This window comes from Tessaracoccus bendigoensis DSM 12906 (genome assembly GCF_900141915.1).
Lineage (GTDB): Bacteria > Actinomycetota > Actinomycetes > Propionibacteriales > Propionibacteriaceae > Arachnia > Arachnia bendigoensis.
On sequence record NZ_FQZG01000103.1, the window covers coordinates 1 to 10311 of the forward strand.

11 protein-coding genes are annotated in these 10311 nt (G+C 64.7%); 6 read left to right on the forward strand and 5 right to left on the reverse strand.

Annotated elements, in window-relative coordinates; translation table 11 throughout:
• Nucleotides 1–304: 304 nt before the first annotated feature.
• From fumC to BUC15_RS17685, 4 genes are all read right to left on the reverse strand, one after another.
• On the reverse strand, nt 305–1693 hold the full coding sequence (gene fumC / locus BUC15_RS17670) for a class II fumarate hydratase (protein ID WP_073191070.1): 1389 nt from the start codon (nt 1691–1693) through the stop codon (nt 305–307).
• Nucleotides 1694–1874: 181 nt separating this feature from the next.
• Entirely contained in the window at nt 1875–3068 is a 1194-nt protein-coding gene (locus tag BUC15_RS21120; RefSeq protein WP_073191073.1) for a septal ring lytic transglycosylase RlpA family protein, read from the reverse strand.
• A 513-nt stretch (nt 3069–3581) separates the two neighbouring features.
• Nucleotides 3582–3791 carry a heavy-metal-associated domain-containing protein gene (locus tag BUC15_RS17680; RefSeq protein WP_073191076.1) on the reverse strand — a complete coding sequence of 70 codons (210 nt, stop codon included), beginning with the start codon at nt 3789–3791 and terminating at the stop codon, nt 3582–3584.
• A gap of 18 nt (nt 3792–3809) precedes the next feature.
• Nucleotides 3810–4121 (reverse strand): metal-sensitive transcriptional regulator, encoded by a 312-nt coding sequence (locus tag BUC15_RS17685; RefSeq protein ID WP_073191079.1) that lies wholly within the window; start codon nt 4119–4121, stop codon nt 3810–3812.
• A gap of 745 nt (nt 4122–4866) precedes the next feature.
• Between BUC15_RS17685 and dnaB the strand changes: the two genes are divergently transcribed.
• The 3 genes from dnaB to BUC15_RS17700 all read left to right on the forward strand — a co-directional run bounded on the left by dnaB (nt 4867) and on the right by BUC15_RS17700 (nt 7540).
• Nucleotides 4867–6225, forward strand: a complete 1359-nt coding sequence (dnaB, locus tag BUC15_RS17690; protein ID WP_073191082.1) for a replicative DNA helicase — start codon at nt 4867–4869, stop codon at nt 6223–6225.
• 56 nt (nt 6226–6281) lie between these two features.
• Complete coding sequence (locus BUC15_RS17695; RefSeq protein WP_139280350.1) at nt 6282–6968, forward strand: cytidylate kinase-like family protein; 687 nt, start codon at nt 6282–6284, stop codon at nt 6966–6968.
• Between the two features lie 62 nt (nt 6969–7030).
• The gene (locus BUC15_RS17700; RefSeq protein WP_073191088.1) at nt 7031–7540 is read left to right on the forward strand and encodes a DUF6553 family protein; all 510 of its coding nucleotides are present in this window, start codon (nt 7031–7033) and stop codon (nt 7538–7540) included.
• 27 nt (nt 7541–7567) lie between these two features.
• Here BUC15_RS17700 and BUC15_RS17705 read toward each other — a convergent pair whose 3' ends face one another.
• Entirely contained in the window at nt 7568–7903 is a 336-nt protein-coding gene (locus tag BUC15_RS17705; protein WP_073191099.1) for a YnfA family protein, read from the reverse strand.
• Nucleotides 7904–8111: 208 nt separating this feature from the next.
• Between BUC15_RS17705 and BUC15_RS17710 the strand changes: the two genes are divergently transcribed.
• The 3 genes from BUC15_RS17710 (at nt 8112) to BUC15_RS17720 (ending at nt 9937) form a co-directional block, all read left to right on the forward strand.
• Entirely contained in the window at nt 8112–8708 is a 597-nt protein-coding gene (locus BUC15_RS17710) for an HAD-IA family hydrolase (protein ID WP_073191091.1), read from the forward strand.
• A 358-nt stretch (nt 8709–9066) separates the two neighbouring features.
• A complete protein-coding gene (locus BUC15_RS17715) occupies nt 9067–9618 on the forward strand; it encodes a hypothetical protein (protein ID WP_073191094.1) in 552 nt (183 codons plus the stop codon).
• A 115-nt stretch (nt 9619–9733) separates the two neighbouring features.
• Nucleotides 9734–9937 (forward strand): hypothetical protein, encoded by a 204-nt coding sequence (locus BUC15_RS17720; protein WP_073191097.1) that lies wholly within the window; start codon nt 9734–9736, stop codon nt 9935–9937.
• Nucleotides 9938–10311: the final 374 nt, after the last annotated feature.

A 10311-nucleotide genomic window follows, 5' to 3' on the forward strand; every position in this document is an offset into this window, starting at 1 on the left:
CTTGAGCACTATCCCGGACTCGATCCGCGACACGCCGCAACTGGGCGTCAAATCAACAAACGAACCCCGAATAGTGCTCAACGCCACACCCAACCCGAGCCGACCGCGACCCCAGCCGACGGCGCCAACGCGACCGAAACGAAACCCCGTCCGCGACCACCTACTTGAGCACTATCCCGGACTCGATCCGCGACACGCCGCAACTGGGCGTCAAATCACCAAACGAACCCGCAATAGTGCTCAACGCCCGACCCGCACCGAGCGCGACCACGACTCATGCGTGACCCCCGACCCAACCCGAGCCTCAGCGGCCCGTCATGTCGACCGGGACGACCCAGCGGTCGAAGTCCTCGGCGCTGATCCCATTCGCGATAGCCGACTCCGCCAACGACAGCCCTTCCCTGTGCGCCTGCTTTGCGATCTTGGCAGCCAGGTCGTACCCGACGTGCGGGTTGAGCGCCGTCACCAGCATCAGGTTCGAATCCAGGTTCGCCTGGATCCGCGACAGGTTCGGTTCGATTCCGACGGCGCAGTGATCGTTGAACGAGACACACGAGTCGGAGATCAACCGGATCGACTCGAGGACGGCGTGCGCCATCACCGGCTTGAACACGTTGAGCTGGAAGTTGCCCTGGCTACCCGCGAAGCCGACGGTGACGTCGTTGCCGAACACCCGGGCGACCACCATCGTCATCGCCTCGGACTGCGTCGGGTTGACCTTGCCCGGCATGATCGAGCTGCCCGGCTCGTTTTCGGGGATCGTGATCTCGCCGATGCCATTGCGCGGGCCGCTGGCGTACCACCTGACGTCGTTGGCGATCTTCATCAAGGCGTCCGCGAGAACTCGGAGCGCGCCACTCACCTCGACCAGCGAATCGTGCGCGCTGAGCGCCGCGAACAGGTTGTCCGCCTGCCGGAACTCCAGCCCCGTCTCCTCGGAGATCTTGACGGCGGTGAGGCGCCCGAAATCAGGGTGTGCGTTCAGCCCGGTGCCGACGGCGGTGCCGCCGATCGCCAGGTCGCGCGCGCGGCCGTCGGCGTGCCGGACCCCGGCGAGCGCGAAGTCGAGCTGGGCGACCCATCCTCCGATCACCTGGCCGAGCCGCACCGGGGTCGCGTCCTGCAAATGCGTGCGCCCGACCATGACGATGTCGTCGAACTCCGCAGCCTTGGCGGCCAGGGTGTCCCGCAGCTTGGCGACGGCGTCGTAGAGCCGCGAGTTGAGCTCGCTGACCACCGCGATGTGCATCGCGGTGGGGAACGTGTCGTTGGAGGACTGGCCACGGTTGACGTCGTCGTTGGGATGGACGGGATTCTTCGAGCCGAGCACTCCCCCGGCGATCTCGATCGCACGGTTTGAGATCACCTCGTTGGAGTTCATGTTCGACTGGGTGCCCGAACCGGTCTGGAAGACCACGAGCGGGAAGTGGTCGTCGAGTCGACCGGCGATCACGTCGTCCGCGGCCTGCACGATCAGGTCGGCCCGATCGGTCGGAAGCTGCCCCAGTTCGGCGTTGGCCTGCGCGGCCGCCTTCTTAAGGACGCCCAGCGCACGGATCATGTCGCGCCCCCACACGAAGGTGTCGCGACCGATGTCGAAGTTCATGAGGCTGCGCTGCGTCTGCGCTCCCCAGTAGCGGCTCTCGTCGACCTGAACTTCACCCATTGAGTCTTTTTCGATTCGATATCCCATACGTCGACGCTACCGCCCCGGGTGCCCGCTGAACAGGGCACCTTCGCCGTTCGGGCAGCAAAAAGCCCGACCCGCTGCTCTTGGGGGGCAGCAGCGGATCGGGCGGCTCTTTGAACCTCTCGCGAGGCGTATGCACATGCTACCAACCGGATGGCCCAAGCGGTAGCGTGTCGCGTCTGTTTTATCCGACAACCTCATAGTTGACGGTGATCACGCCTGCCGACGTGCCTCCGATGGCCGACATGGCGGCGGTGGAGAGGTCGAGGCAGCGTCCCGAGACGTAGGGGCCACGGTCGTTGATCCGCACGATGACGGACTTCCCATTGCTGGGGTTGGTCACCTTCACCCGGGTGCCGAACTTGTAGGTCTTGTGCGCGGCGGTCAGGTCGTTGGTGTTGAACTGCTCACCGTTGGCCGTCATCTGGCCCTGCCAGTAGTAGGAAGCCTTGCAGGAGGCACCGGTGGCCGGCGTCAGGTTGCTGCTGCTGGAAGAGGAAGATGAGGACGACGACTTGGTGGCCGAAGTGGACGATGAGGTGACGGTCGGCGTGCGAGTGCCCACCGTGGTCACCTGGGCGACGGGCTTGGTGTCCACCACCGTCGACTTGAGGGTGGAGCTGACGAGCTTGCCGTCGTTGTAGACGTCGGTGTAGGTCTCGGTGGCAGACCCGGCGACACCCTTGGTGGTGACCTTCGAATCGCCCTTGTCGAGCTTGTCGGACTTGACCTCGGTCTTCTCGAACGCGACCGCCTTCTGCTTCGTGGACGTCTTCACATCCACCTGCACAAACGAGATCTTCAGGCCGTCGCTCAGGACGGTATTGGCTGCGGGGGTGAGCTTGTCGTCGGCGTCGGGCTTGATGCCCTGCTTGTCAAGGACATCCTGGACGGTGCCGGCGGCCCGCACTGCGGTGGTCGCACCGGCTGCGACGACGCTGACATCCTTGGCGGTTGCAACCTCGAGCTCGAGGCCTTCACGGCCGATACCGGAGGAACGCGTGGCGGAGAGCTTCGAGTCGCTCGCGCCCAGTTCCAGCTGGTCGAGGGCTTGGCCGACGTTGCGCGCGGTCGTCCAGACGACGCGCTGCTCGCCGTCGACGGTGAGCTGCAGCTGGCGACCGTAGGACACCGAGATGGCGAGGCCATCGGTGATCCGCGTATCGGCTGCCGGGAGCACCACGTCGTGATCGCCCAGGGTGATCGCTTCAAGCTCGAGCACGTCGGCAACGGTGCGTTCGCGCACCGCGATCGTCGAGCTCTGACCGTCGACCGACAGCTCCACGTCGTTCTTGTGCATCGCGGTGGCGAGCGCGGCACCGCCGACGACGGCCAACGCGACGCCACCGGCGATCGCTGGGATGAGGATCTTTGCCATCCGGGTTAACTCCTTGGTGAAACTAAGACCGGAGATTCACCGGTCGATGACCATCCTAAGCGCTTCCTGAGGAAATCCCAAACAACTCTCAGTTTTTCTCAGGAATGCCGTCTCTCAAGGGGCTGCGCCGAGCGCTGGTTGAGCCGAGCAGTGGTTGAGCCCACCTGGTCGTCGGGTGAGCCGCCCGGCGAGCCCTGCGAGCAGGCGTGACAAAACTGCCGGTTGAGCCGCCCGGCGAGCCCTGCGAGCAGGCGTGTCGAAACCACCTGACACACGGTGCAAAGTCTTGACCCAGCGCCGGTACCACCTGACACACGGTGCAAAGTCTTGACCCAGCGCCGGTACCACCTGACACACGGTGCAAAGTCTTGACCCCAGCGTCTTGGCACAGTCCGCGCGAATCGTCAGATGGTTTCGCCACGGGCGTTCGCAAGCTCACGGCCCGGCTCAGCCGACTCGCGGCGTCCTCAACCGACCGCCGGACTCAACCCACCGTGGCCCTCCGTCGCAGGATCAGGCCTCGACCACCGAGTAGTTGCCGGCCTCCCGGACCGCCTCGATGATCGCGTCGAACGGGATGTGCTCTTCCGACTCAACGGCCATCGCGCCGCCGTCCAGGCTGACATGGACGTTCGTGACGCCCTGAACCTCGGCGACCTCTTCGGTGACATGGTTGACACAGTTCCCGCAGGTCATTCCAGTGACGGTGTAGTGCGTGATCATCTTGGTTCAACTTTCTTTCTACTTGACCAGGCGTCTGATCGCCTGCATCGCTTCTTCGAGCTTGGCCTCGGCTTCCGGGCCGCCCTTGCGGGCCGCATCCGCGACGCAATGCTCAAGGTGATCCTCCAACAGACCCAGCGATACCGCTTTGAGCGCACTCGTGACGGCTGCGATCTGCGTGAGGATGTCGATGCAGTACTCGTCATTCTCGACCATCCGGGCGACGCCGCGCGTCTGACCCTCGATGAGCCTCATCCGTCGCAAGTAGGCCGCCTTCTCGGGCGTGTAGCCGTGCGTCGGATGACAGTCTGCGGAAACGCTGTCGGTCATGGATCCTCCTGAGGAGAAATATACCCCCCTGGGGTAATGGGACTCAAGCGCGGGAGTCCACGTACAGGCAGTGGCCGATCCTCGACCCCAGACGGAGCAAAATCGACCACTGGCCGATTCTCGCGACTCCAGCGCGCCAAACCCCAACCAACCAAGGCAGTGGTCGATACTCGACCCCAGACGGAGCAAAATCGACCACTGGCCGATTTTCAGACCCCCGGCCAGGCCGACAGGGGCGGCCCACCCCGATCCGACGCACCCCGATCAGGCGCGCGTCGCCTGGTTATCAACAAGAAACCAACAGCCCCTGTGGATAAACCCGGACGAAACTACCGCCCGACACGCCCACAGCACTTCACCCAGCCCCATAGCATACGACAGGCGTTCCGCATCACCGCTCCGACCGAAGGGCATACTGCCTAGTCAACAGCCATTAGAGCGCCACTAGGCGGACGATGCCCTTCGCCGAACACGACCGAACACCGACACTCGGACCAGACACTGAGGCGATGCGTTGATATGTGGACAAATCGGCCAGAACCGACCCAGTTCGGTCAATTATAACGATTTGATAACGGAAATCCGACCCTCGCGACACCCTTGTCCACATCACCCAAACGACGACGCCGCAGTTGTCCACACCCCATCCACAGGCCTTCCCCAGGCTTACCCACAGGCCATGCCCGAAACTGTCTGAGGGGTGGCCTAGCCTGTTTCCTGCCATGCAGAACCCCCAGGAGGCGGAATGAGTCAAGCGCCGGTCTATGACGATCGTGATCTCGACCGCACCCCGCCACAGGATCTGGCCGCGGAGCAGAGCGTCCTCGGGGCCATGCTGATGTCAAAGGACGCGATCTCGGACGCGGTCGAGGTGCTCCGTGGCGTCGACTTCTACCGACCCAACCACGAGACCATCTTCGATGCCATCGTCAATCTCTACGGTCGCGGCGAGCCAGCCGATCCGATCACCGTCGCGGGCGAGTTGGGCAAGTCGGGCCAGTTGGCCAAGGTCGGCGGGCCGGTCTACCTGCACGACCTGCTCGCCAGTGTCTCGATCGCCGCGAACGCGCCCTACTATGCCGAGATCGTGCGCGACAAGGCCGTGCTGCGACGCCTGGTCAACGCGTCGATCCGCATTGCCCAACTCGGGTACCAGGGTCAGGGCGAGGTCGACAAGATCGTCGACGAGGCCCAGCAGACCCTGTTCGAAGTCACCGAAAAGAAGGCCTCCGAGGACTACAAGTCGCTTCGTGAGCTCATCGAACCCACCTTCGATGAAATCGAATCGATCCAGAACTCGGGCGACGGGCTTTCGGGTGTGCCCACCGGTTTCGCCGATCTGGACCGGCTCACCAACGGCTTCCACGGCGGTCAGATGATCATCGTCGCCGCCCGCCCCGGTGTGGGAAAGTCGACGTTCGCGCTCGACATCTGCCGCAGCGCGGCCATCCACCACAATCTGACAGCAGCCTTCTTCTCCCTCGAGATGAGCCGCACCGAGATCGTGATGAAGGTGCTCAGCGCCGAAGCTTCCATCCCGCTCAACCGGATCCGCGGCGGCGGCGCGAAGATGGACGAGAACGACTGGCAGCGCATCACCGACAAGGCGGCGCTGCTCGGGGAGAAGAGCTTCTTCATCGACGATTCCCCGAACCTCACCATGATGGAGATCCGCGCGAAGGCCCGGCGGCTCAAGCAACGCAACGACCTTCAACTGCTGGCGATCGACTACATCCAGCTGATGAGTTCGGGGAAGAAGGTCGAGTCCCGCCAGTTGGAGGTTTCCGAGTTCTCCCGGCAGATCAAGCTCCTTGCCAAGGAACTGGACATCCCCGTCATCGCGCTCTCCCAGCTCTCGCGAAACACCGAGCAGCGCAAGGACGGCATCCCACAACTTTCCGACCTGCGCGAGTCCGGCTCCCTTGAGCAGGACGCCGACATGGTGATCATGCTGCACCGGCCCGAGATGTACTCGCAGAATCCCTCAGACGAGGAACGCGGCCTTGCTACCTTCCACATCCCGAAGCACCGCAACGGGGAGACGGGCAAGATCGAGGCACTGTTCCAGGGCCACTACAGCCGCTTCACCAACGCTCCGGTCTGACCCGTCGATTACCTGGGGACCGCCCGCCGCCACGGCATACGGGACTAGTGTGGTCCATGCCCACCGCAACCTGCCCCGGTGAGGCGTCGAACCAGGAGGAAACGATGTCGGTCATCACCATCTCACGTCAGCTCGGCAGCCACGGTGGCCGTGTCGCTCGCGCACTGGCGAGAAAGCTCGACTGGAAGTTCGCTGACAAGTCAACGATCAACGGCGTGATCGAGCAGTACGGCCTCGTCCACCTCGACAACATCTACGGCGACCATGCGCCGACCTTCTGGGACCTGTACCGCGAAGACAGCGTCTGGACCATCGAGTGGATGGACAAGACCATCGGTGCGATCGCCGCGCAGGGTGATGTCGTGATCCTCGGACGGGGCGCCTTCGTCGTCCTCGGGGGCTACGTCGACGCACTCAACGTGTTGATCACCGCGCCGCTGGATATCCGGGCGCACCGCATCGCGTTGCGTGACGGGATCACCGACGAAGCGGCCGTAGACAAGATCAACGCCGACGACAAGACACGGCGCCGCTTCACGAAGCGCATCTACTCGGCCGACTGGGCCGATCCGGCAAACTTCGATCTCGTCCTCGACACCGGTGAGCTGAGCGACGAGGCCGTGGTCGACCGCATCATCGCCGCCCACAACGAGAAGCTGGCGAACAAGGGCGACGGACCAAGCGTCGCCGACATCGCCGTCGACTCCCTCCTCGCCGACTCGATCAAGGGTGTGCTCAAGTAGAACTTGAGGGCATACGAGCGGGCCCGGCGCTTCTGCCCTCTCGATCCACTAGATTTCAGCCTATGGCACCTGAGGAACTGGAGTTGGCCCGATACGGCAGATCGGGTAAGGCCGACCATTTCCTCGGGTTCTGGCTCTCCCTGATCGTGGAGGCTCGCGGGTTCGTCGGAGCGGGGGATGCCCGCCGCGTCCGCAAGGCCATCCTGAGGTTCCTGAGCGACACCGCCGCAGCGGAGCAGGCTGCGGGCGCCGAGGTGTTCCAGGCGGAGCTCAGGGACGCGGCGAGGCGGTACTGGGGAACCACTCAGACGGACCCCTCCTATTCGTCCAACTTGTTCGGGCTCATGAGGATCGGCCCGGGTGAGCTACGCGTGAGGGTGGCCACCGAGGCCGCCAAAACCGTCCAGATGCTCATCGAACTCAAGATCGACGACAACACCGCGAGGCAGTTGCCCACGCTGCTGATCGAGGCTCTGATCGAGACGCTGCCCGACATCCGCCCCGCACTTCTGGCCACCCTGGCGAAACGTCCCCAGGCAGCAGCCGCCGTCGGGCACCTGCTCGCCGACTGAGAAGGGCGGCGACCGACTCCGCCGGGCTCACCCGGCTCGGGGCGCGTACATGATCACCGCCACCCCGACCAGAGCGATTCCCGCCCCGACGAGGTCCCACCGATCGGGCCGGAAACCGTCCAGCACGGCTGCCCACACGAGCGAACCGATGATGAACACCCCGCCGTACGCGGCGAGGATGCGCCCGAAGTTGGCGTCAGGCTGGAGCGTCGCCACGACGCCGTAAAGACCGAGCGCGACGACTCCGCTCCCCACCCACAGCCAGCCCCGGTGTTCTCGGATACCCTGCCACACGAGCCAGGCACCACCGATCTCGCAGACGGCGGCAACGATGAACAGCGCCATGGAGCGCAGGGTCAGCATCCACATCGAGAGTCGTTCACGGTCTCCCCTTCCTGAGACGCCGACACTAGCCCACACGGGCGGGATCGGCCCCCGTCCACCCGTAGCCCACCATGGAGGCAGGGGTCCGCACTAGGTACTACGTCGACCGACGACAACGAAGTCAGTCGCCCGAATGGCGCTCCATAACCCGTGCAATTGGGCGCGGCGGGCCACTAGGATCGACGGCATGATCCACGCAGTTGTGTTCGACCTGGGCGAGGTCCTCTCGTCACCTCCCTCGCTGCTGCCGGAACTCGCGAAGTGTCTGGGTGTTGCAGAGGACGACCTCGCGACCCACTACTGGGAGGGACGTGCGGGCTACGACTCGGGTGCCCCTGACGCCGATTATTGGGGTCCCTTGCTGGAGGCCGTCGGCGTCAAACCCGAGCCGGAGCTGATCGTCCGCTTGGCGATGCTCGACGCCAGCATCTGGAGCGAGCTGCGCCCCACCGCACGGCAGTTGCTGCGCGAGGTGCGCGCCACGGGGGTCACGGTGGCCGTCGCATCCAATTCGCCGCACGCGATGCAGAAGGCGGCGGAGGCCGCCCCTTGGCGCCGGGACATCAACCAGCTGTTCGTGTCAGCCACGATCGGGGCGATGAAGCCCGCTCCCCGATTCTTCGACCATGTCACCTCAAGGCTGGAGTTGGACGGCAACCAGATCGCCTTCGTGGACGACAAGCAGGAGAACGTGGACGCCGCCGCCAAATTCGGGTGGCGCACCCATCTGTGGGTCAGCGACGCGGACACCCGCGTCTGGCTCACCGGGCTCGGTGTCCTCTGAGCGATCCGAGCTCGGCGGCTGCCGGGACGATCGCGTGATCTCGCCCCGATGGGGGCTGACGGGCGACTTTGACGGAAAGGTGCAGCCAGAGCAGCATTCTGGGAAAAGGGGGCGTTTCGCTCGCATCTGGCCGTAGTTTTCCGGTCTCCTCGCATCGGAAGCGACGGGCGGCCCGGCTCTATTGGCCCTGGCCGGGCGGGAGGAGTTGGCTGCTCACCACCCCACCGGTTGAGTGGTGGGCCCCAATCCTGCTGATGATCGCCAACTTCGTACACGGCCGTACGGGTCAATGCCGCCGTCGGCCCCTGGCGATCACTACCCTCAGTCCTGGTCCAAGCCATCGTCACCCGGGAGAACCATGAAATCGCGCGCGAGAACCGTCGTCTGCCTGATCACAGCTGCACTGACCATCTCAGGCATCGGCACTGCTCCCACCGCCCGCGCCGACGTCGACGTCTACACCACCCCAGGCAGGCACACGGTCGGCGGGCGGCAATGGAACACCACCTGTTCCAAGTACAGCTCAACCATCGAACGTTGCCGGGCCGAGATCTGGGGCTCCCAGATCGTCCGAACCGGCAACGCCTACAGGCAGAGCACCGGCTGGCTCTTCAACAACCTCACCTACAAGCCCCAGAAGCGCGCCGCGTGGAAAGGCAACCCGCTCGCGTCGCCCGGCCTCCACACAATGAACGGGCGGAGGTGGCGCGTCGAGTGCGACACCCCGACCACCGGACGCAACGGGTGCCGCGCCTACATCCGTGGAAGCCTGATCACGAAGAAGGGTGCCGCCTACGTGCAGACCAACGGATGGGTCTTCAACAACCTCATCCGCTTCACCGACGCGCCCCCCACCCGGAACCAGCCTCTACGCCGGCTGGATCGACGTCAATACGTTCATCGCCTCTGAGTCAGACCTCCGCAAGATCGCCAACCTGCCGACCGGGTTCCGTTCCTGGGTCAGGGGGTTCCTGCAACGCACCCCCCCGAGCTCCTCGCCCGAAGACTGTGAACCGGGGATCTACGTGGAGAAGGCCCATGGGGCCGGCTACGTCCTGGTAGACATCACCTACGCGCATTGTGGCGGCAGGCCAGCGATCCTCGGGATCGAGGACGGCAGTTGGAAGGTTCTGCTGACGACGGCACCCGATGTGGGCGACTGCGCCCAGCTCGAAGAGTTCGGCGTACCCCGGGGCCTCGGCCAGAAGTGCGCTGTCGGCGCCTGGTGACCCTCCGGTCGACCTGACGCAGGCCCTCGTAAGATCCAGCGCGACGGTTGAGCCGGGCCGCGCGACGGTTGAGCGGGCGGCGCGACGGTTGAGCCGGTCCCACCGCGCGAAGCGCCGGGGACCGTGACGAAACCAACGCGACCATCCCCACAGACTCTCCCAAGGGTTTTCCCGCCTTAGGATCGCGATGTTCGTTCATAGACGAACCAACATCGCGATGTTAAGCCAAAGTGGGCGTCGTCTCGGGACCTGTGACCGGGACCCGCACCGTGTGCCAGGTGGTTTCGTCACGCGCAGGCGTCGCTGCGCTCCTTCGGCGCGGCTCAACCAGCGCGTCGGTTGAGCCGGTCCCACCGCGCGAAGCGCCGGGGACC

Coding starts and splice junctions, on each gene's coding strand:
- BUC15_RS17715 (WP_073191094.1), top strand. CDS start 9,067: ATGAAATCGCGCGCGAGAACCGTCGTCTGCCTGATCACAGCTGCACTG.
- BUC15_RS17685 (WP_073191079.1), bottom strand. CDS start 4,121: ATGACCGACAGCGTTTCCGCAGACTGTCATCCGACGCACGGCTACACG.
- BUC15_RS17680 (WP_073191076.1), bottom strand. CDS start 3,791: ATGATCACGCACTACACCGTCACTGGAATGACCTGCGGGAACTGTGTC.
- BUC15_RS21120 (WP_073191073.1), bottom strand. CDS start 3,068: ATGGCAAAGATCCTCATCCCAGCGATCGCCGGTGGCGTCGCGTTGGCC.
- BUC15_RS17705 (WP_073191099.1), bottom strand. CDS start 7,903: ATGCTGACCCTGCGCTCCATGGCGCTGTTCATCGTTGCCGCCGTCTGC.
- BUC15_RS17710 (WP_073191091.1), top strand. CDS start 8,112: ATGATCCACGCAGTTGTGTTCGACCTGGGCGAGGTCCTCTCGTCACCT.
- fumC (WP_073191070.1), bottom strand. CDS start 1,693: ATGGGATATCGAATCGAAAAAGACTCAATGGGTGAAGTTCAGGTCGAC.
- dnaB (WP_073191082.1), top strand. CDS start 4,867: ATGAGTCAAGCGCCGGTCTATGACGATCGTGATCTCGACCGCACCCCG.
- BUC15_RS17700 (WP_073191088.1), top strand. CDS start 7,031: ATGGCACCTGAGGAACTGGAGTTGGCCCGATACGGCAGATCGGGTAAG.
- BUC15_RS17695 (WP_139280350.1), top strand. CDS start 6,282: ATGCCCACCGCAACCTGCCCCGGTGAGGCGTCGAACCAGGAGGAAACG.